General features: G+C 71.2%; 18 protein-coding genes. 7 read left to right on the top strand and 11 right to left on the bottom strand.

The genetic code is table 11. From position 1 onward, the window contains the following. The 3 genes from E6J59_04255 to E6J59_04245 all read left to right on the top strand — a co-directional run. Nucleotides 1–673 (top strand): amidohydrolase (locus tag E6J59_04255; GenBank protein TMB22290.1); only part of this gene is annotated, 673 nt, incomplete at its 5' end. A gap of 30 nt (nucleotides 674–703) precedes the next feature. Then, entirely contained in the window at nucleotides 704–1,363 is a 660-nt protein-coding gene (locus tag E6J59_04250; GenBank protein ID TMB22289.1) for a hypothetical protein, read from the top strand. A 252-nt stretch (nucleotides 1,364–1,615) separates the two neighbouring features. After that, nucleotides 1,616–2,047, top strand: coding sequence for a hypothetical protein (locus E6J59_04245; protein TMB22288.1), 432 nt, complete (start codon nucleotides 1,616–1,618; stop codon nucleotides 2,045–2,047). Nucleotides 2,048–2,705: 658 nt separating this feature from the next. Here E6J59_04245 and E6J59_04240 read toward each other — a convergent pair. Beyond that, the gene (locus E6J59_04240; protein TMB22287.1) at nucleotides 2,706–3,014 is read right to left on the bottom strand and encodes a hypothetical protein; all 309 of its coding nucleotides are present in this window, start codon (nucleotides 3,012–3,014) and stop codon (nucleotides 2,706–2,708) included. Between the two features lie 306 nt (nucleotides 3,015–3,320). Between E6J59_04240 and E6J59_04235 the strand changes: the two genes are divergently transcribed. Beyond that, nucleotides 3,321–5,612, top strand: a complete 2,292-nt coding sequence (locus E6J59_04235; protein TMB22286.1) for a glycosyl hydrolase — start codon at nucleotides 3,321–3,323, stop codon at nucleotides 5,610–5,612. Between the two features lie 25 nt (nucleotides 5,613–5,637). On the opposite strand, the gene E6J59_04230 is transcribed toward E6J59_04235, so the two are convergent. From E6J59_04230 to E6J59_04195, 8 genes are all read right to left on the bottom strand, one after another. Then, complete coding sequence (locus E6J59_04230) at nucleotides 5,638–6,414, bottom strand: SDR family oxidoreductase (GenBank protein TMB22285.1); 777 nt, start codon at nucleotides 6,412–6,414, stop codon at nucleotides 5,638–5,640. Beyond that, nucleotides 6,407–7,282 (bottom strand): SDR family NAD(P)-dependent oxidoreductase, encoded by an 876-nt coding sequence (locus E6J59_04225; protein TMB22284.1) that lies wholly within the window; start codon nucleotides 7,280–7,282, stop codon nucleotides 6,407–6,409. Before E6J59_04225 ends, E6J59_04230 begins: the two co-directional genes overlap by 8 nt. Nucleotides 7,283–7,297: 15 nt before the next feature. Next, nucleotides 7,298–10,657: a DUF4215 domain-containing protein gene (locus E6J59_04220; protein ID TMB22283.1), complete on the bottom strand. Its 3,360-nt coding sequence runs from the start codon at nucleotides 10,655–10,657 to the stop codon at nucleotides 7,298–7,300. Further along, a complete protein-coding gene (locus E6J59_04215) occupies nucleotides 10,654–10,986 on the bottom strand; it encodes a hypothetical protein (GenBank protein TMB22282.1) in 333 nt (110 codons plus the stop codon). Before E6J59_04215 ends, E6J59_04220 begins: the two co-directional genes overlap by 4 nt. A gap of 348 nt (nucleotides 10,987–11,334) precedes the next feature. Next, entirely contained in the window at nucleotides 11,335–14,208 is a 2,874-nt protein-coding gene (gene dnaB, locus E6J59_04210; protein ID TMB22281.1) for a replicative DNA helicase, read from the bottom strand. A 30-nt stretch (nucleotides 14,209–14,238) separates the two neighbouring features. Further along, the gene (locus E6J59_04205) at nucleotides 14,239–14,418 is read right to left on the bottom strand and encodes a hypothetical protein (GenBank protein TMB22280.1); all 180 of its coding nucleotides are present in this window, start codon (nucleotides 14,416–14,418) and stop codon (nucleotides 14,239–14,241) included. Continuing rightward, nucleotides 14,415–15,155, bottom strand: a complete 741-nt coding sequence (locus E6J59_04200) for an HAD family hydrolase (GenBank protein ID TMB22279.1) — start codon at nucleotides 15,153–15,155, stop codon at nucleotides 14,415–14,417. Before E6J59_04200 ends, E6J59_04205 begins: the two co-directional genes overlap by 4 nt. A gap of 6 nt (nucleotides 15,156–15,161) precedes the next feature. Further along, nucleotides 15,162–16,346: an acetyl-CoA C-acetyltransferase gene (locus tag E6J59_04195; GenBank protein ID TMB22278.1), complete on the bottom strand. Its 1,185-nt coding sequence runs from the start codon at nucleotides 16,344–16,346 to the stop codon at nucleotides 15,162–15,164. On the opposite strand from E6J59_04195, the gene E6J59_04190 reads away from it, so the two are divergent. The 3 genes from E6J59_04190 to E6J59_04180 all read left to right on the top strand — a co-directional run bounded on the left by E6J59_04190 (nucleotide 16,306) and on the right by E6J59_04180 (nucleotide 19,841). Further along, nucleotides 16,306–17,673, top strand: a complete 1,368-nt coding sequence (locus E6J59_04190; GenBank protein ID TMB22277.1) for a hypothetical protein — start codon at nucleotides 16,306–16,308, stop codon at nucleotides 17,671–17,673. The genes E6J59_04195 and E6J59_04190 overlap by 41 nt on opposite strands. A gap of 84 nt (nucleotides 17,674–17,757) precedes the next feature. Then, on the top strand, nucleotides 17,758–19,026 hold the full coding sequence (locus tag E6J59_04185; protein ID TMB22276.1) for an LLM class flavin-dependent oxidoreductase: 1,269 nt from the start codon (nucleotides 17,758–17,760) through the stop codon (nucleotides 19,024–19,026). Continuing rightward, nucleotides 19,023–19,841 carry an alpha/beta hydrolase gene (locus E6J59_04180; GenBank protein ID TMB22275.1) on the top strand — a complete coding sequence of 273 codons (819 nt, stop codon included), beginning with the start codon at nucleotides 19,023–19,025 and terminating at the stop codon, nucleotides 19,839–19,841. Before E6J59_04185 ends, E6J59_04180 begins: the two co-directional genes overlap by 4 nt. Nucleotides 19,842–19,958: 117 nt before the next feature. On the opposite strand, the gene E6J59_04175 is transcribed toward E6J59_04180, so the two are convergent. Further along, nucleotides 19,959–20,444 (bottom strand): RES domain-containing protein, encoded by a 486-nt coding sequence (locus tag E6J59_04175; protein TMB22274.1) that lies wholly within the window; start codon nucleotides 20,442–20,444, stop codon nucleotides 19,959–19,961. A gap of 2 nt (nucleotides 20,445–20,446) precedes the next feature. Then, nucleotides 20,447–20,881 (bottom strand): DUF2384 domain-containing protein, encoded by a 435-nt coding sequence (locus tag E6J59_04170; protein TMB22291.1) that lies wholly within the window; start codon nucleotides 20,879–20,881, stop codon nucleotides 20,447–20,449. Nucleotides 20,882–21,028: the final 147 nt, after the last annotated feature.

Here is a 21,028-nt window from a genome sequence, read left to right as displayed (position 1 = left end):
CGTCCCCATGATCGACGTCGAGGCCGCCGTCGCCGAGGCGCGCCGCTGCGTGCGCGAGCTCGGCTTCCGCGGCGTCTTCATCCGCCCGAACCCCTACGGCGGCCGCCACTTCGACGACCGCCGGTACGACCCCTTCTGGAAGGCGGCGGCCGAGCTCGGCATCCCCGTCGGCTTCCACCCGCTCGCGATGTGGGACATGCCGGGGGCGACGCTCGGCTTCGACTTCCCCGACATCAGCTACGCCGCCGCGGCGGGCTTCCCCATCGACTCGATGGTGACGCTCACGCACCTCGTCTTCTCGGGCGTGCTCGAGCGCTTCCGCGACCTCCAGGTGATCGTGCTCGAGTCGAGCGGCGGTTGGATCCAGAGCTGGCTCGAGCGTCTCGACCACCACATGCGGCTCCTGCCGAGCCTGCGCCCGGGCGTGAAGCGCGGCGCGCTCGAGCAATTCCATGACCAGGTGTGGGTAAGCTTCGACCCCGACGAGAAGACGCTCCCCGCCATGGTCCAGCTCCTGGGCGACGACCGCTTCGTGTGGGCGTCGGACTACCCGCACTTCGACGCCACCTTCCCGGGCGCGACGGCGGAGCTGCGCGAGGTCATCGCGGCGCTGCCGGCCGAGAACCGGCGCCGCATCCTGGGCGAGAACGCGCGCCGGCTGTACGGCCTCTAGGGTTTCGGAGCCACGACCTAGTTAGCCGCCATGATGTTCCTCACCTACACCTCGAGCTCGCACGACTACGTCCATCGCACGCTCGGCCTGCCGCGCTGGCCGAACGAGGTATTGCTCGCGCTGACCGAGCTGCTGGGTCTGCGCAGCGGGCACGCCTTCCGGATCACGCACCTGCACCACCACCGCCGCTTCCCGCACGAGGACGACGTCGAGGCGTACCGAGCGGCGCAGGGATTCTGGCGCGCGCTCGCGACCGCCCCCGGCCATCAGGCGCGGCTCTTCCTCTGGGCGTGGCGCCGCGGCGGTCCCGACGAGCGCCGGTGGATGGCGATCGAAGCGGGCGCCATCCTCGGCATCGCGGCGGTGGCGGTAGCCGTCGTGCCCGTCGCGGTCTACGCGGTCCTGGTGGTGACGAGCGGCTGGCTCTATCCGGTGGCGACTGTCTGGTGGCCGCACCGGTCGGCTCATGACGCGCCACGCGCCCGCGACCCGGAGCCTCGCCGAGATCGTTGCTGTGATGGGGCTCGCCGGTTTCGGCGCCACTCTCGGCGTGCACTTCGCCATCGGGTACACCGACCCCCTGCACCTGGCCCCAGCTTACGCGGGCTGCGTCCTTTTCGCCGCCGCCGTCGTGCAGCTGGCGCGTGCCGCCCGCTCCGCTCGCTGACCAGCGCGGCCGAGCTTGCATGAAGGTTCTGGCTCAATGAGCTATCTAGCTAACCCGCTCGAGCTCTGATCGCCGGCAGGCTGGTCGCGATCCCTGAGTCGGAGCGCCACGCGATTGCCGCGCGTCCCGCACAGCGAGGAGCACGCGCCGCCGATCGCTGAGGGACCTTCCTGTGGCATCACCGTTGCAACGCTGGTCGGCGGGAGGCAATGATGCGCCGCCGAAGCCCGGGGTCTCGCGCACAGCCAACGCGGCGCCAGCAGCGACGCATCGTGGTGTTGAAGGCGCTGTCGGCGCTCGCGGCCCTGGTCCTCGCGCGCGCCAGCCCGCTCATCGCGGGCAGCGACATGCCTGCGCCCCAAGATTCACCGGACGCCTTCGCATCCGCCGAAACCCGGGTGGCCGTCCCCGCCGGGTCCGACCAGGCCTGCTTTCCCGTGTCGATGGACGTGGGAACGGACGGCGTCGAGGAACATGACGGATACGTTGAAGGCTGGGCATTCATCGATCGGGCGGCGCACTTCGAGGGACGCACCTGCCAGGTCAAGGGCTGGGTCTCCATGAATCCGTGCGGGCGGAGAATCACTGCCTACATGGCGAACTGCCCCGACGGTGCGTTCACCTTCATGACCACCGAGACTGAGTGCCACTACATGATCGGCTGCAGTGACCGCCAGGACGGTGCAGCACACGAAGCCTCCAGATGACGGCGCCCGATCGGTCGACGCTTGAGACTCGCGCGGTCGCCCGGCATCCAGTGTGATGATGGCGAAGCGCATTGGCACGCGACAGACAGGGCGCGAAACGGCCGAACGCACCCGAGGCGGGACAGAACAGAGACCCCGCAAAAGAAGGCCGCGGAGCCCAACTCCTCGGCCGAAGCGTGACGTACGATCCACAGCCGAGAGAGCCGGGGTCACAAGCGCGACCAGCGAGTCGGGCGTCGAGCCCGCCGGTCAGAGTGGGTCTCGCGATGACGCTCCACTGCGGGGAGCGGCCGCCGGGGGCCAGCCGTCGCCCTCCAACTCGGCGTCACCGTCTCAGCCCGGGTGGTGTCCGAATCCCGGCGGCGTTCGCCTTTCCCTCGGCGCGCTGACGATCGATGCGGAGCGGCCCGAGGTCGAGAGGGGCGCGCTGAAAGCACTCGTCTCCGTTCGTCGAGGTGACGAGCTGCTCTACAGTGACCGCGTGAACCTCGACTGGTCGGGCGGCCGAGACAAGTTCCTCCGCAAGGCAACCCGCGCGCTCGCGACAGCCGGCGTCGCGACTCGTCTCAATGAAGCTCTCCTGGCTGAGATGCGCACCGCCCTCCGAAGGCGGGCGGCATCCGCTGGAGACGCTAGCTAGGGCTCTCCGAGCCCGGAGCTAGTCCTCCGGCCGCTCCAGCCGCACGTCGAGGGCGGCGAGCCTTCGGGCGGCGGTCGCTCGCGCCACGTCGGCTTCGCGCGTCGTCTCGTCGTAGCCCATCATGTGGATCTCGATGTCACGGAGGTGCGCCTCGATCTCCGCCAGCGACCCGCCCGTCGCCAGTACCCGGTAGACGCCGCCGACGTAGCTATCGTACTCGTCGCGCGCCCCCGGGTCGTCAGCGACGCCGATCGGGTCCCAGTCGTGGAGCAGGATCGCCGCGATCTGCGACTGGATCTCGCGCGCGCGACGTTCGCGAGAGTGCATCACGTTACTTCCCATCCTGTACCACCGTCTGGAAGTCCTCGTCACCGCCGGCCGGGTCCTCTCGAGCAGGACGACAAGGGCTTCGTCAAGCGGCGCGAGGGCCCTGCCTGGCGAAGCCACCGCCGGGCGAGAGGCGCGCCTACCGGACATCGACGCTGCAAGTCCCCTCTTCCGCCCGTCGGCCTTCCGAGGAGACGGGATTGAAGGTGGGGCCGCGTGCCGGGCTAAGCTTCACGTGCGCGGCGCTCGGCGTGGGAAAGACGGCTAGCTCTCCGTCGCCGGATTGAACCCCGCGCTCACACTCAGGTGCACGGAACCGAGGGCGGCGACCCGGGGAACGCGATGATGGCGTACAGGGTAGGACGTTGGGCGTGTCCGAAGGAGTGGCTCATGAAGCACGCGCTCGGCTGCGCTCTCCTCCTGCTGACGGCGTCCGCCGGCGGGGCGGACGCCGCGGGCCGCTGCGGCGATCACCCCTGGTGCGACACCTCGTTGGACGCCGATACGCGCGCCGGCCTCTTGCTGGAGCAGCTCACCCAGGACGAGAAGATCTCGCTCCTCGCCGGCGACGATCTCTTCGGCGTGGGCGGCCAGGCGGGCTCGCACACCGGCACGAGCGACGGGGTGCCGCGCGTCGATCTGCCCACCATCTACTACACCGACGGCCCGATGGGCGTGCGCTCCGGGATGGCGACGGCGATGCCCGCGCCGCTCGGCCTCGCGGCGACGTGGGATCCCGCCCTGGCCGCGCGCTACGGCGCGACGGTCGGCAACGAAGCCAAGAGCAAGGGCAACGACGTCGTGTTCGCGCCCACGGTCAACATCATGCGGACGCCGCTCGGCGGCCGGACCTTCGAAGGCTACGGCGAGGATCCGTGGCTGGTCGGCCGCATGGCCGTCGGCTGGATCGAGGGCGCGCAGAGCGAGGGCGTGATCGCCAACGTGAAGCACTTCGCCGCCAACAACCAGGAAGGCATGGGGCCGGGGGCCCAGGGCACGCCGCTCGGGGTGGGCGTGCTCGGCGACCGCTACACCGTCAACGCGGTGGTGGACGAGCGCACTCTCCGCGAGATCTACCTCCCGGCCTTCGAGGCGGCGGTCAACGAAGCGAACGTCGGCTCGATCATGTGCTCCTACAACCGCCTGAACGGCCAGTACGCGTGCGAGAACGCGCACCTGCTCGAGACGATCCTGCGGCTCGACTGGGGCTTCGAGGGCTACGTGCTGAGCGACTACGGCGCCGCGCATCCGGACGGCACCGCGGCGTCGCTGAACGACGGTCTCGACTTCGAGCCGTGGCCGGGCTGGTGCTACTCGCCGCTGCAGGTCGACTTGGCGCTGGCGGCCTCGCTGGCGAGCTCGGCGACCGTCGACGAGCACGTGCGCCGCATCCTGCGGACGCTCTTCGCCTATGGCGCGTTCGATCGCGACGCGTACCCCTATGACGACACCCTGATCGACCAGGTCGGCCACGCCGCCGTCGCCGCCGAGATCGAGGAAGCCGCGCTCACGCTGCTCAAGAACGACGGCCGGGTTCTGCCCCTCGACCTCGAAGATCCCGGTCTCCGCTCGATCGCGGTCATCGGCGCGGATGCCGATGCGTTCCAGTCCCGTGGCGGCTCGGCGGGGATCCGCCCGTTCCTCTACGACACGCCGCTCCAGGTCATCCGCAGCCGGGCGGAGGCCCACGGCGTGACGGTGTCGTACGCCGACGGCAGCGATCAGACGGCCGCGGCCGCGACCGCCGCGGCCACCGACGTCGCCCTGGTCTTCGTCTCCGACATTTCCGGTGAAGGGGCGGACAAGCCGTGCATGGCGCTCGATTGCGGCTTCTTCCCGCCCCGCGCCGAGGACGCCCTCGTCAGCGCGGTCGCGATGGCGAACCCGAGCACGATCGTGGTCCTCGAGGCGGGCGCGCCCGTGCTGACGCCCTGGCGCGCGAGCGTCAAGGCGATCCTCGAGGCCTGGATCCCGGGCGAGAGCGCGGGCACCGCGATCGTGGACGTGGTCTTCGGCCGGGATGCCAACGGGGACGCCGTCGATCCCGGCGGCCGCCTGCCGGTGACGTTCCCGCAGAGCGACGCCGACATCCCGACGGCCGGCGATCCCGAGAAGTATCCGGGCGTGGGCGAGAACGTGTACTACAAGGAGGGCGTCCTGGTCGGCTACCGCTGGTACGATGCGAACGGCATCGAGCCGGCGTTTGCCTTCGGCCACGGCCTCTCGTACTCGGACTTCGCGTACGGCGGGCTCGCCGTCACGCCTACCCCGAGCGGCGGGGTCGCCGTCGATTTCAAAGTGACCAACGTGGGCGCGCGCCCGGGCAGCGACGTGGCGCAGATCTACGTCGGCTTCCCCGCCGTGACGGGGCTCGTCCAGCCGCCGAAGGCGCTGAAGGGATTCCAGAAGGTCGCGCTCGCCGCGGGCGCGTCCGCGCCCGTCCACCTCGAGCTCGACGCGCGCGCGTTCGCGTACTGGAGTACCGCCTCGAACGATTGGCGCGTGGCGCCCGGCTGCTATCAGATCCTGCTCGGCCGCTCCGCGCGCGCCATCGTGGCGACCGCTTCGGTCCCGCTCGGCGGCGGGACCTGCCCGTGACGGGTCGTCGAAGCGAGCCTATCCCTCAGTTGCCGAGCGAGAGTGGGAACTTCACGCTGGCGCCGCCGTCGGCCACCACGGTCTGCCCCGTCACGTAGCTCGCGAGGTCGGACGCCAGGAAGGTCGCGACCTTGGCGATCTCCTCGGGCTCGCCCATCCGGCCGAGCGGGATCGACCGGGCCGACGCCTCGCGGCGCTCCTCGGTGGTGGCCGCCAGGACGCGGGGCGTCTTGATCGCCCCGGGCGCCACCGCGTTGACCCGCACGCCCTTCGGCGCCAGCTCGATCGCGAACGTCTTCACGAGCGAGATCAACCCCGCCTTCGCGGCGCCGTAGGCGGCATGGAACGGGGCGGCGAACAGCCCGCTCACCGACGCCACCGCCACCAGCGCTCCGCCGCGCTCCTCTACCATGCGCGCGCCGGCGGCCTGGAACAGAAAAAGGACGTGACGAAGGACGAGGGCGAAGCTCTGCTCCCAGTCGGCGTCGGTCTGCTCGAGCACCGGGTTCCACCGGGCCTCACCGGCGATGTCGATGGCGACGTCGATGCCGCCGAACGCCTCCACCGTGGACGCCACGGCCGCCTCGACGTCGGCCCGCTGACGGAGGTCGCCGCCGAGGCCGACCGCCTCGGCGCCGGCCGCCTCGACCTCCTTCACGATGGCCGCCCGCCGCCCCTCGTCGATCTCCATGCACCCCACCCGCGCTCCCGCCTCGGCGAGGAGCAGCGCCGTCGCCCGTCCGATGCCCCGCCCGGCGCCCGCGACCAGCGCCCGCTTGCCCGAGAGTCCGAGGTCAACCACCGAGGAGCTCCCCGATCTGCTCGAACGGGACCGCCGCTGATCGCTCGACGGTCATGGTCATGATCCACTCCCCCTCCACGCGGACCACCCGGCCGGTCACACCGATGGCCGCCTTCGACGCCAGCCACACGACCACCCGCGAGACGTGAGCGGGGTCAAGCCGCTCGGCGGCATCGGGCATCGCGGCCAGGTACTCCCGCGACATGGGCGTGAGCGCCAGGGGCGCGATGGCGTTCACCAGGATCCCGTGCTCGGCGCCCTCCCGCGCGGCCGCCAACGTGAACGAGAAGATTGCCCCCTTGGCCGCCGCATAGGCCGCGCTGTGGGGCGCCTTCGGCTCGAAAGCGTGCCCCGAGATGGTATTGACGATGCGGCCGCCACCCTGGGCCGCCATCACGGGGAAAGCGGCCCGGGTCGTGCCCGCGGTTCCCCTCAAGTGCACGCCGAGATGGAGGTCGAGGGCGGCGTGGTCCATCGCGGCGATCGGACAGGGCCGGCTCACCCCCGCGTTGTTGACGACGACGTCGACCCGGCCGAACTCGTCGACCGCGTGGCGCACGACCGCTCCGGCCCCGTCGAGCGTCGACACGTCGGAGTCGTCGGCAGCGGCCCGCCCGCCGGCCCGCTCGATGGCGGCGACGGTGGCGGCGGCGAGCTCGAGGTCGTTGACGACGACCGCCGCGCCCGCCGCGGCCAGGGCGAGGGCGTGCGACAGGCCGAGTCCCCGCCCCGCCCCGGTGACCACGGCGACCTTGCCGTCGAGGAACCCCACGGCCGGCGAGTCCACCACAGCCCGGAGCTGACGGCAACGGCGGTGACGGCAACGGCGGGCCCGCGAGAGCCGCCGCGTGCCGGGCGCCGAGTCCAGTGCGCGCGAGGAGCGTCAGTCGACGAGCAGGTTGGCGTTGGCGGTGTCGCCTGCTTGTGGATCCTCCTCGACGAGGAATCCATTGGCGAGCTCGCCCGGCCCGTCCTCCGTCGCCCACGCGGCACAGGAGAAGTCCTGGCCGGTGACGCTGATCTCGCCCGTCCCGATGCGCGGGTTGGCGTTCAGGAAGTGCCCCTCGACCTGCCCCGTCGTGTAGTAGGCCGTCTGGTCGGGCGGGTAGGGAGCGGCCGTGCAGTCGGCCGGCCCGGGCGGGAGCTGGACGAAGCTCTGCTGGCAGGTGAGGAGCACGGCGCCTGGCCCTCCGGGGCCGCCGAGCCCGGTGGTCGCCTGGACCGGGTTGTTCTGCAGGCCCGGGCCCGCGCTGTCCTGCACGAGCTGGACGCCGACCGCCGTCCCGCCGACGCAGTCGACGATCCCCGTGCACGACGTGGCGCGGAAGCAGAGCGTGCCGAAGGCGCCACCGAGGATCGGCCCGGTGTAGTAGACTGGGCCGCTCAGGGTGACGGGTGCCACACCGTCCGGTCCCGGCGCTCCGCCGACGAGATCGAAGGCGCCCTCGAGCTCCGCGATCGGCACGCTCGTGCCGAGCGCGGAGGAGTACGAGTGTCCGCCGAAGGAGAAGTGGCGCGTGCCGAGCGCCGGCGCCGGGCCGAGCCGGCACTGGTAGTTGCAGTCGGGAGTGCCGGGACCGGGCGGATCGCACTGCTCGCCGCAAGCCGCGTTCACCATCCCGTCGCCGCAACGCCAACCCACCTCGGTGGGGCACGTCGCGGAGCAGCCGTCGCAGCTGAGCGTGTTGCCATCGTCGCACTGCTCGCCCGGGTCGACGATCCCGTTGCCACAGCCCGGCGGCGTGCAATTGCTGTCGCAGTGGCCGGGCGTGCCGTTGAGCGGACCGTCGTCGCACTGCTCGCCCGGGTCGATGACGCCGTCGCCACAGTAGGGGATGCGCCGGCACTGGGCGTCGCACCGGCCGGCGAGGGGCGGGTCGCACTCTTCGCCGCACATCGTGTTCACGCTCCCGTCGCCGCAGCGGAGCCCGGTCTCGATCGTGCAGCTGGACGAGCAGCCGTCGCAGCTCACCGTGTTGCCGTCGTCGCACTGCTCGGTGCCGCACACGATGCCGTCGCCGCAGCCGGTGACGAGCGTGCAGCCGTTGCTGCAGCCGTCGCAGTTGTCCGTGTTGCCGTCGTCGCACTCCTCGCCCGCCTCGACGCTGCCGTTGCCACAGACGGCGGTCTTCGGCGGCAGCTCGATCTTGATGAACTTGCCGCGCCCCTTCCCCTCCTTCACGTCCGGCTCGTCGGACTTGCAGGTCCACGGGTTGCCGTCGGGATCGAAGACGATCTCGCGCATGAAGCTGCCGCGCGTCGGCACCGGGTAGGCGCTGAAGCGCTCGCCCGTCGGGTCGAAGCGGATGAGCGTGTCGGACGCCGAGCCGGTGATCCACACGTCGCCCGTCTGACGGTTGGCGTTGAGGGCGTAGGGCTCCTCCGCGTTGCCGAAGCCAGGCGGTCCGGCGGGCCCGGTTGGGAGATCGTAGACCTTCGTCCAGCGCTCGATCGCGGGATCGAAGCGGCCGAGGACGCCCGAGCCGTAGCCCGGTACCCACACGATGCCGTCGGCGCCGACGCGCAGACGGCGCGGCCCGTAGAAGGGGGGCTTCCACACGGTGATCGTTGCCGTTGCGGGGTCTAGCCGGCCGATCCGCTGCCCGAAGAGCTGCGAGAACCAGATCGTGCCGTCGGGCGCGACGTCGCAACCGTAGGCCACGGGGATCGAGAGCCCAACCTCCGCGGGGTCGGAAGACGGGAGGCGATAGTACGTGAACTGGGCGGTCGCCGGGTCGAAGCGGGCCAGGTGGTTCGACTTGGTCAGCGTGAACCAGATGTGGCCTTCGCCGTCGAAGCGCAGCGTGTGCGGGTAGGAGCCCTGGTCGTCGCCGATCTTGGGCAGCGGGTAGTAGGTGAAGACCCCATTGTGGACGTCGAGCTTGGTGAGCGTGTCGTGGTCGGCCTGTGTGATCCACATGTTCCCGTCCTGGTCGCGCTGGATCGAGTGGCCGCCGCCGTTCATCGGGAAGACCCCGTGCTGGCCCGTCCGCGGGTCGATCCATTGGACGCCCGAGTCGTTGTAGACGACGCCGTCGGTGCCGAGCTGGAGGTCGTGGCAGCTCGAGAAGTCGGTCGAACCGCCGGGGCCGTACTGGAGGCCGTACTCGTAGATGGTTGCGCGCAGCACGTCGCCCGAGGGCGGCGGCGGGATCGGGAGCTTCGGGAGCGTCGCGTTCGGTCCGAAGGTGTCGAGCATGATGGGCAAGATGAGGGGCCGCGTCTCGGCGTGGTACGGGGGCAGGTAGCTCTCCATCGTCGTCACCACCTGGCCCCACTCCTCGACCGTCTTGTCCTCGCGGAAGCGCGGGCCGGCGATCTGGTGGCAGTTGCCGCACGAGAGCGTGAAGTCGCCCCGCACGGTCGGCGTCGGGAACTTGGGGAGGACGAGCGACAGGAACTGGCTCGCAGGTAGCTGCTCGTTGGCGTCGGCGACGGGGGTGAGGGCGACGTTCTGCGTCGTCGGCTTGCGGCCGGCGAGCGTGACCGGCACCTCGACCTCTTCCCACCCGAGCAGCCGGGCGCGCAGCCGGTAGGTCCCAGGGCGGAGGCGTGGGAAGACGAAGCGCCCGTCCTTCTGCGCGAACACCGAGATGCTCTCGAGGCGGTTGTCGTCGAACGCGGTCAGCATGGTGCCGGGGAGCGCGCCGCCGGCGGAGCCCAGGACGTGGCCGCGCAGCAGCGCGGAGCGCTCCGGCGCGCAGCGCAGACGGTGGCCGCGCACGGCGCAGGCGAGGACGGCGGAGAAGCAGTCGTCGCCGATCTTCACGAGCAGCTTGGCGAAGTTCGGCGCGGTTGCGAGCCCCGGCACGTCGATGTGGTCGAAGCGCGCGCTCAGCTGGAAGATGGCGCCCGTGCGGCGAAGGACGAGCCGCGAGCCGGTCCCGATCCCAGTGCCCCGCTGGCGGGTGTGGAACACGAAGACCGTCCCCGCCTGGTGCGCGACCAGGCCGCCCGGGCGAATGTCCGCCTGGTAGAGGAGACGATGGTCGCCCTCGACGACGAAGCTCAGGGGCTCGCTGCCCGGATCGATGGAGACGCCCACGGGCAGCACGAAGGTGCTCGACGGCGTCTCGAGTCGACCGGCTCCCGCGCCGGTTCGCGTGATGGCGAGCAAATGGGCCGAAAGCGTGATCTCACCGGCGGGACAGGCGGGTTCGATGGCCCGCGCGGGGAGAACCCCGTGGAGGACCACGAGGGCGCCGGCCCGGACGGGCCATCCACAGCGGTGTGTAGTCCTCATGGCGCGGCGATCCCCCTATCGCATGCGTTGTCAACCGCCGGCCGCACAAACGCCGCCGGAGCGGCACGTGGTCGCCGCACAATGAAAGCTACCGCGGTGCGTCCCTCGCCCGGGAGGTCGAGCGTCAAGACCACGGGCGAGGCGCTCACGATCGCCCCGGTCAGAAAGGTCCACTTGACGTGCAACTTCGCGACGTTGGCTGCGGTGATGATCGTCTCGGCGGGGTCGAAGAAGAGCCGGCGTGGCGCGCCCGCATACATCCGCCAGTCGGTCGCGGCGGCCGGGACACCGGCCACGAGGCCACAGATGACGAACGCCGCGGACCGCATCTGACCGGCCATCTTCTCCGTTCGAGGGCGGGTCCCAGGCGGTTGGTGTAACCCCCGTCGTGGCGTCTTGGCAAACTTCCTCTGGCTTACCTAAACGCGGAGGCGGGGGCGTTTCCCGCTCGACTCGACCGCCATGCCACACGCTACCCGACAGGACCCACGCGAGCGCGTTCCCGGCCTGCTTCCGTGACGGACCTGCTCAGGATCGCGGCGGCGCCGACAGCGACGTAGGCGACCACCGCAGGGTGTGGACCGGCGGCCGGCAGATTTCGCTCGTGCCCCTTCCAGAAACGGAGCAAGGCTCCCCGGATCGTTCGCCGCAGCCGCCACGATTACCCAGACGGCCTCCTAGTGCAGCGCCGACCCCTGATCGCCCCCGCTCGCGTCCTCGGGCGCCACCTCGCGGTTCTCGAAGCGCGTGTACTCCTTCAGGAAGGTCAGCTCGATCTTGCCGATGGGGCCGTTTCGCTGCTTGGCGACGTGCACCTCGGCGACGCCCTGCTTCTCGGTGTCCTCGGGGTTGTAGTACTCGTCGCGGTAGAGGAAGCAGATGACGTCCGCGTCCTGCTCGATCGCGCCGGATTCGCGAAGGTCCGCGAGCCGCGGCACGGGCGGCGTGCGGCTCTCGACCTGGCGGTTCAGCTGCGAGAGCGCCACCACCGGGAGGTGCAGCTCCTTGGCGAGCGCCTTCAGGGAGCGCGATATCTCCGAGATCTCCTGCTCGCGGTTGTCCCTGCCCTCGCTCGACCGCATGAGCTGGATGTAGTCGACGACCACGAGCCCGAGCTTCGACGCCGCGTCGCGCTTGAGCCGCCGCGCCTTGGCGCGCAGCTCGAGCACGGAGAGCGCCGGCGTGTCATCGATGTAGATGGGCGCGTCGCCGAGCCGCCCCGCGGCCATGGCGAGCTTCGGGAACTCGCGGTCGGAGAGGTGGCCGGTGCGCACGCGCGCCAGGTCGACGCGCGCCTCGGAGCAGAGCATGCGCATGGCGAGCTGCTCCTTCGCCATCTCGAGCGAGAAGATCGCGACGCCGACGTCGGCACGCAGCGCGGCGTGCTCGGCAATGTTGAGGCAGAGGGCCGTGTTGTGGACGCAGATGTCGTTCGCGACGAAGTTGTGGGTCCCGGGGACGGTGAGATCGTAGACCTGGCTGGTCCCTGCGGGCTCGATCGCGACCACCTCGTCCCAGTACACGTCGCTGCTGGCCAGGTCTTCGAGGCGAGCGTCGCTCAGCGCGCGAGCGATGGCCCCCAGCCGCCGGCGCGAGAGCGCGCGCCGGCCGACGTGGAGATTCGGGTGGTCGCCGAGACCCATGCGGGCGCAGAGCGACTGCCAGGTCGCCCCCCGTCTGGCCGCGTCGATCCAACGCCACACGCCCACGGGGACGAGATCGCGGTTGGTCTGATAGCGTCTCCGAGCGAGCGCCGCCTCCACGCGCGCCAGCGCGGTCTCTTTCCCGAAGATGCCGATCCGGTCGATGAAGGCCTGGATCGCCATCGCGTCGGTAAGGTCGAGTTGCCAGGCAACGCGGAAGCCGCCGCGGTAACGGATACGACGCCCGCGGAGCGACGCGGTCACACCGAAGCGCAGGAGGAGGTGCTGCACCTGGCGGGCCATGCGCTCGCTGGCCGAGCAGAAGCCGAGCTGCGCCTGCCCGCTTGCCAGGACCGTGGCCCAGCCGTCGGACGCGAACAGGCGGTTCAAGAAGCACGCCACCTCGTCCCGCGGCGCCGTGAAGACGACGTCCGGGACGAACTTCGATGCGGCGGTCTTGCCCCGCAGCCCGAGCGCGTCGAGCCAGCGTGCCAGCGCATTCCGCGAGCTCTTGCGCAGCGACGCGAGACCGTCGGGAGCGACCTCCTCCTCCGGGATGGCGAGCGCGGCGCAGAGCCCGTGAAAGACCGCCGGCGCCGGGACGGTTCGGCCCGCGCACCAGTTCGTCACGGACCCCGCTGAGACCCCGAGCTCGAGCGCCAGCCGTCTTGCGGAGAGGCCGGCGACAGCGAGCTCACGCCTCACGCGGCGGCCGAATCGGTGGCGTCCCCCAGCGATCGCCGAGCGGTCGGAGGACACCGCCAGGCTGGGCGTCCGCGTGGCGGGGAGGTCCTCGCGCACGCCGAGCCCGCCCAATCGGCCGACCGCCTCGCGAAAGTCGGCGCGCAGCCGCGGGTCACCGTTGGTGAAGGTCGGGCAGGGTCCCGTGAGCGTCCCGTCGCCGAGAAGATAGCCGAGTATCTTCATTCGGTCTTCACCGAGCGCGCGCGTCCCAAAGACGTCGAGGCGCCGCGGGACGGCGATGTGGTCGCCCGGCCGGAGGTCCGCGAGCGGCTTCCACCCGTCCACGGTCAGGAACGGATGCGGGAGCGTGGTGCGCACCCTCCGGCCGAGGCGCGTGGTGACCTCGAAGATCGGCTTCACGCCGTCGTCCACGAAGGCAGACGGGTCGGCGGTCGTGAGCTTCCAGCGATCGGTCAACGTGAACAGCGGTCCGGAGCGGGCCCGCACGATCTCCTCGATCGTCCGCACGCTGCCGTCCGCGAGGATAATCTCCGCGTCGGCCGTGAGGCACTTCCCCATGCTCGGCCGGCCGGCCACGACGATCAGGTCCGACGGCTGCAGCCCCGCGGTCAGCGCGTCCAGGTCCGCGAAGCCCGTCGGCACGCCGGTCACGGCCTGCTTCTGCTCGTAGAGGCGCTCGATCGTCTTGATCGAGTCGACCAGGATCTCCGAGAGCCTGGCGAACGCCTGCTTCACCTTGCGTTCCTGGATGCCGAAGATGAGCTGCTCTGCGCGGTCGAGCAGCTCGTCGACGTTGTCGGAGGCCTGGTAGCCGCGGGTCGCGATCTCGGTGGACGCCGCGATGAGGCCGCGCAGGATCGCGCGCTCGCGGACGATCCTGGCGTAGTGGACGGCGTTGGCGGCGGTGGGTACGCGCTCGGTCAGCTCGGCCAGGTAGGACGCGCCGCCCACCTCGGCCAGCTCGCCGCGCGTCTTCAGGCTCTCGGCGAGCGTGATCAGGTCGACCGGCTCGCTCCGCTCGCTGAGGTCCACCATCGCCCGGAAGAGCTTGCGGTGCGCGCCGCGGTAGAAGTCCTCGGGCTGGAGCATGCCGACGACGCCGTCGATGACCGTGTTGTCGAGCATGATCCCGCCCAGGACCGACTCCTCGGCCTCCAGGCTCTGCGGCGGGACCCGACGCAGATTCTCGTCGATGGTCGCCATCCTCCCCACCTCCCCCCGGAGCGGCGGCGCCTACGGGCGCGCGTGGGGCTCGGCGAGCAGGTGATCGAGCGCGTGCCGATCCTGGTGCGAGAGCCGCTCGGGCGCACCCAGCCGGAGCCCGGCCGCCGGTGGCGGCTCGAGCATCAGGAAGCGCCAGAGCAGCACGCCGGCCGCCATCCCGCTCCCCAGCATGACGAGCGGCCCGATCAACGCGCGCTTGGGCGCGCTTCGGCGCCGCACCGGCTGGTTCGCCATGTGTCCTCCCCCTCCCCGAACTTCGCTGTGTCGTCGGCCGGCCCGAGCTGGAGCACCGGCCACCCCCGCCGCCCCGCCACGCGGCGCAGCCGCGGATCCGGATTCACGATGCGCGGCTCCCCCACCCGCTCGAGCACGGGCAGGTCCGTGATCGAGTCCGTGTAGAAGTAGCTGCGTCCCAGGTCAACCCCCTGCGCGGCGGCGAAGCGCTCCGCCCAGTAGGTCTTGCCCTCGCCGTAGCAGAGCGGGCGCACGGCCTCGCCCGTGAAGCGCCCGTCGCGCACGCGGAGTTGCGTCACCAGGAGATGCTCGATGCCCAGGTCGGCCGCCACCGGCTCGGCCAGGTAGCGGGTCGCGCTGGTCAGGATGGCGGGCAGGTGGCCGGCGCGCCGGTGCGCCTCGACGGTCGCGGCCATGGCCGGGCGCAGGTAGCGCCGGACGATGCGCTCGTACCACGACCGGCAGTCGGCGCGCACCTCCGCCTCGTCGCGCCCGCGGATCCAGCCGAGCGAGATCGCCACCGCGCGATCGATGTCGAGGAGCCCGAGCCGGTAGCGCCAGACGTAGTAGAGGGTGCGCGCGAGGTCGCGCCGGCGCGCCTGACCCGTCCGGCGCAGGTGCCGCATGTAGAGCGGGGCCGAATTGCGCGCGATGAGCGTGCCGTCGATGTCGAAGAAGGCGGCGACGGCCACGGCGGATCAGGAGCGCTCGACGACCATGGCGATCCCCTGCCCGCCCCCGATGCAGAGCGAGGCCACGCCGAGCCGCGCGTCGCGGTCCGCCATGGCGTGGAGGAGCGTCACCAGCACGCGCGCCCCGCTCGCCCCGATCGGATGGCCGAGGGCGATCGCGCCGCCGTGCACGTTGACCCGGTTCTTCGGGATGCGGAGCTCGCGCAGCACGCCGAGCGACTGCGCCGCGAAGGCCTCGTTCAGCTCCCACAGGTCGATCTCTTCCCGGCGGAGCTTCGCCCGCTCGAGCGCCTTCTCCGAGGCCGGCCACGGCCCCATGCCCATGAGCGACGGATCGACGCCCGCAGCCGCGTAGGCGCGGATGGTGGCGAGCGGGGTGAGCCGGAGCTCCTTCGCCTTGCGGTCGGACATCACGACCACCGCGGCCGCGCCGTCGTTGATGCCCGAGGCGTTGCCGGCGGTGACCGTGCCGCCGTCCCTCTTGAAGGCGGGCTTGAGCCCCGCGAGCCGCTGCGCCGTGGTGTCGGCGCGCGGGTGCTCGTCGGTGTCGAAGCGGAGCGTCTCGCCCTTCTTGGCGGGGATCTCCACCGGCACGATCTCGGCCTTGAACTTCCCGGCCTGCTGCGCGGCGGCCGTCCTCTGCTGGCTCTCGGCCGCGAACTCGTCCTGCTCCTCCCGGGTGATGCCGTACTTCGCGGCTATGTTCTCGGCCGTGACGCCCATGTGCACGAACGTGATCGGGCAGGTGAGGCCGTCGGCGATCATCGAGTCGAGGAGCTCCTCGTGCCCCATGCGGACGCCGAAGCGCGCCTTCTTCGAGATGTAGGGCGCGCCGCTCATGCTCTCCATCCCGCCGGCCACGATCACGTCGGCGTCTCCGAGCTGGATCGCCTGGGCCGCCAGCACGACCGCCTTCAGGCCCGAGCCGCACGCCTTGTTCACGGTGAAGCTCGGGACCTCCTTCGGGACGCCGCCGTCGAGGGCCGCGACGCGGCCCGGGTTCAGGCCGAGTCCGGCCGGGAGCACGTGGCCCAGGACCACCTCGTCCACCTGCGCCGGCTCGAGGCGGGCGCGCCGCATCGCCTCGCGCACGACGAGACCCCCCAGCTTGGTGGCGGGCGTCTGCGCGAGGCCACCGCCCAGGGTGCCGATGGCGGTGCGGGTCGCGCTCACGATCACGGGTGTCGGCATGACAGGTCCTCCGTCGAGGCGGCGGAATGTAGCACCGCCGGCGCCGTCGCGCCATCCGCTTGACTCGGGTTGGTGCGCGGCGGAAACCGGCGCGCGGATGGCCAGGTTCGCCCTCATCATGTCGGGCGGCGGGGCGCGCGGCGCCTACGAGGCGGGCGTGCTCTCCTACGTGCTCGACGACCTGCCCCGCCGCCTCGGCCGGCCGGTACGCTTCCAGATCATCACCGGGACCAGCGTGGGCGCCATCCATGCCTGCTACGTCGCCGGCACGATCGGACGGCCGGACGCCGGGCGGGGCCTCATCGACCTCTGGCGCTCGCTCGAGGTGGCTGGGGTCTACCGCGTCGGGATAAGCGACGTGGTGGGGATCCCGCTCCGCCTCCTGGGGCTCTTCGGCCAGCGGAAGACGCCGCCCGAGGGCGCCATCCCCGAGCGGCTCTCGGGCCTTCTCGACACCCTGCCCCTCGAGCGCCTGGTGCGCGAGAGCATCCCGTGGGCAAACCTGCGCCACCGCGTGGAGACGGGCGAGATCGACGCCATCGCCGTGGCCGCGACCGAGATCAGCACCGGCAAGTCCGTCGTCTGGGTGGACAACCGCGAGGGCGTCGTGCGGCGCTGGGCGCGCGATCCGTTCGTGGTGGCGCGTCCCGCCAAGCTCGCGCCCGCGCACGCGCTCGCCTCGGCGGCCATCCCGTTCCTCTTTCCGGCGCCCCGGATCGACGGCTCCTACTTCTGCGACGGCGGGCTCCGCCTGAACACGCCGCTCGCGCCGGCCCTGCGCCTGGGCGCCGACCGGCTCCTCATCGTCGGGCTCCGCCACGCACCCACGCCCGCGGAGGAAGCGGCCCTCGCCCCGCATCGCGAGGCGAACTACAGCTCGCTCGCCTACCTCGCCGGCAAGGTGCTGAACGCGCTCCTCCTGGACCACGTCGACTACGACGTGGACCGGCTCCGGCTCGTGAACGCGATCCTCGACACCGGCGCGCGCGCCTACGGTCCCGACTTCCTCCGTCGCATCAACCAGGTGATCGAGGAGATGCGCGGCACGCCCTACCGCGTGGTGCGGGACGTCTACGTCCTCCCCTCGCGGGACCTGGCCGTGATGGCGGCCGAGTGCCTGGAGGCGCACCGCGGCGGCGCCGGGCTCCGGGCGTGGCTCTCCGACGCCGCCATCCGCTACGCCGTGCACGGCATCGCGGGCGAGGCGGATCTGCTCTCCTATCTCTACTTCGACCGCTGCTACGCCCATCACCTGATCGAGCTGGGACGGGCCGACGCGGAGGCGCGCGCCGACGAGCTGGTCGAGTTCTTCCGCGACGGCGCCTGAGAGACCCTGTACGCCCTTGCCTTCGCCCGCGCCCTGTGCCACGCGTTTCGGACCCGGCCCCGAGCGGGCCCCGAGGAGGGCGCCATGAAGTTCAGCTGGTTCCATCTGATGCCGTACCGCTGGCTGCCGCCCGACTTCCGCGAGCGCTACCACGGCATCTGGGTCGACATCCCGAACCGCCTCTACGACCCGGTGCGCGGCCACCGGCTCTACAACGAGTACCTCGACATGCTCGAGTACGCCGACCAGATGGGCTTCGACGCCATCGGCGTGAACGAGCACCACCAGAACGGTTACGGCATGATGCCGTCGCCCAACCTGATGGCGGCGGCGCTCGCCCGCCGCTGCCCGAACGCCAACCTGCTGGTGCTCGGCAACTCGATCGCGCTCTACAACCCGCCGGTGCGCGTCGCCGAGGAGTTCGCGATGCTCGACGTGATCTCGGGCGGGCGGCTCATCGCCGGCTTCCCGGTCGGGACGTCGATGGACATCAACTACTGCTACGGCCAGAACCCCGCGACCGTGCGCGAGAAGTACCGCGAGGCGCACGACCTGATCCTGAAGGCGTGGGCAGAGCGCGAGCCCTTCGCCTGGAACGGGAAGTACACGAAGCTCCGCTACGTGAACCTCTGGCCGCAGCCCATCCAGAAACCGCACCCCCCCATCTGGATCCCGGGCCTCGGTTCGATCGAGACCTGGGACTTCTGCGCCGAGCACGGCTACAACTACAGCTACCTCTCCTTCAGCGGCTACAAGCGCGCGCAGAAGATGATGGACGGCTACTGGGAGCGCCTGGCGGCGCTCGGCAAGGAGCCGAACCCCTACGCCGGCGCCTTCTTCCAGCAGGTCTGTATCAGCGACACCGACGCTTCGTGCGAGCGCGAGTGGTGGCCGCACGTCGACTACTTCTTCAACAAGTGCCTCCACCTCTACCCCGGCATGGCGAGCGCCCCCGGCTACGTGAGCGAGGCCTCGATGCGAGCCGGCATCGTCGCGCAGGTGGGCAACACGACCATGAACATGGGGCAGAACAAGACCTGGAAGGAGCTGGTCGAGCAGCGCTACATCGTGGCCGGCTCGCCCGCCACCGTCCGCCAGCAGCTCGAGGAGCTGGCCCGTTCGCTGCGCGTTGGGCACCTCGCGATCGGCGGCCACATCGGCTCCTCACCGATCGAGCTGACCAACCGCTCGACCTTCCTCCTGGCCACCCAGGTGCTGCCGCACCTCCGTCCCATCTGGAGCGAGTACGAGGACCGCTGGTCGCCGAAGCCGCTGCCCCGCGCCGAGCGCGTGGCGCCGGGGAGCCAGAGCGAGGCGGCGCGTCGCGAGGCCGAGCGCCCGGCGGCGGCATGAGCGCGCCGCGCTCGCGCGTCATCCCGCTGGGGGCCGGCCGGCCGACGATCGAGGTGCTCGACGCCGGCGACGGCGCCCCGCTCCTCTTCCTGCACGGCGCGGGCGGCGTCCCCATGTGGGAGGGCGTGCTGCCCCTCCTGGCGCGCGAGTACCACGTCTTCGCGCCGCTCCTCCCCGGCTTCGGGCAGTCGTCGGGCCTCGAGCACATCGAGGACCAGCTCGACCTCGTGCTGCACTGCTTCGACGTGACGGAGGCCCTCGACCTCCAGCGGCCCTACGTCGTCGGCGAGTCGATGGGCGGCTGGATCGCCGCGGAGATGGCCGCCCTCCGCCCCCGCGAGATCGGACGCCTCGCGCTCGCCGCGCCCGTCGGCCTCTGGCGCGACGAGGCGCCCGTCGCCGACATGTTCGGCATGATGCCGCACGAGCTCGTCCCCTACCTCCTTCACGATCAGAGCGGCCCCGCCGCGCAGGCGATGCAAGCGGTCACGAACCTGTTCAGCGACAAGGACGACCGCACTCAGGAGCAGGTCGAGTTCCTGATCTCCCTCGTGCGCGGCTTCCGCACCGCCGCCAAGTTCCTCTTCCCGATCCCGGAGAACGGGCTCGAGAAGCGTCTCCCGCGCATCAAGGCGCCGACGCTGGTCGTGTGGGGGACGCACGACCGCTTCGTCGATCCGCTCTACGCGCGCCTCTTCGCGGAGAAGATCCCCGGGGCGCGCGTGCACATGATCGAGAACGCCGGGCACCTGGTCGGCCTCGAGCGGCCGGACCCGTACGCCGAGGCCGTGGCGCGCTTCGGGCGCGGGAGCTGAGCGGGGGCCTCGGTTGTACTCCCGCTCGCGACCCCAACAAGCGTGTTGGGTGGCATAGGGGAGGAATACCCGGTCGGCGATTCCTACTCGCCCTTCGCCGCGGATGACCGGGAGCCGTCACCCGACGTCCGGTTGCCGGCTTCGGAACAGCCGCGCGTCCCATGTGACCGACACGGGCGGCGGGACGCGGAGGCGAGTCGAGTCGCGGTGCGCCGGATTGATCAAGACGTTCTGCTCGAAGGGTCGGGCGACGAGCGACGGCACGAGGAGCGCGGCGGAACGGTGCTCGGCAAGCCAGCGGTCGCCGAAGGCTCGGCTCACGCGCTGGTCTTCGGCCTCCCATCCTGGGAGATTGGCCGGGTCGAGCGTTTCTACGGAGACGTCATCGGGCACCTCGACCACGACACATCGGTGTCTGCCGGGTAGGCGTCTCAGCTGTGCGTGGACGAGGATCTCGAGCAACGCACCCGCGTACGACCGGACGCAATAGATGAGCGGTCGTCCGCGAGTGTTCCAGCGTCCCCCGATCAACGCGGCGCCGGCCCCGTCGAAGGGCGGGTGCTTCGCCTTGAACACCCGATATGCGACGAGCGGCTCCGCCACGCTCAGGCGGGTAGGCTGTACTCGAGCCGCCAGAGCAGCTCTTCCACCCGACGCGCACCGAGCTCGCTCTGCGCCAGGTCGAGCGGTCGCTCGCCGTCGAGGAGCGCGTGGGGGGTCGTCAGGAACTGGCGAGCGTCCTCCCGGCTTTCCCACACCTCCTCCGCCAGCGCCATCACGCGCGCGAGCCGCTCCACGCGCTCGCTCTCTGCGGGCTTGAGACGCTGCCTTCGCCGTTTGCGGGTGGCAGGCGGTACGAGTCGATCGCGCAGCCGAACGGCCTCCCGCGGTGACGAGGCGACGTACTCTACGGTGCGGTCGAGCGTGCGCACGGGCAAGCCGTTCGCGACCAGCCGCTGGAGGTCACCCAGAGAGCGAACCTCGCGCTTGAGCACCGCTTTGCCGCCGAGGATGCGTGCCACGCCTCGCGCGCCGGTCATCTGGCTCATTTGGCGATGTTTTAGCGCCAGATGAGCCGGGGCGCAAACGGGCCCGGGGAACGGCCACGTCCTCACCGCGCCCTCCCCCGGTCCCTACCCGCCCTTCGCCGCTTTCTTCGTCGACCTCGCGCCCGCCTTCGCCGTCCG

The sequence above is a fragment of the Deltaproteobacteria bacterium genome (genome assembly GCA_005879795.1).
In the GTDB taxonomy this organism is placed as follows: domain Bacteria; phylum Desulfobacterota; class Binatia; order DP-6; family DP-6; genus DP-6.
The sequence above is the reverse complement of the archived record's forward strand: the minus strand, read 5'-3'. Positions and strand labels throughout refer to the sequence as shown.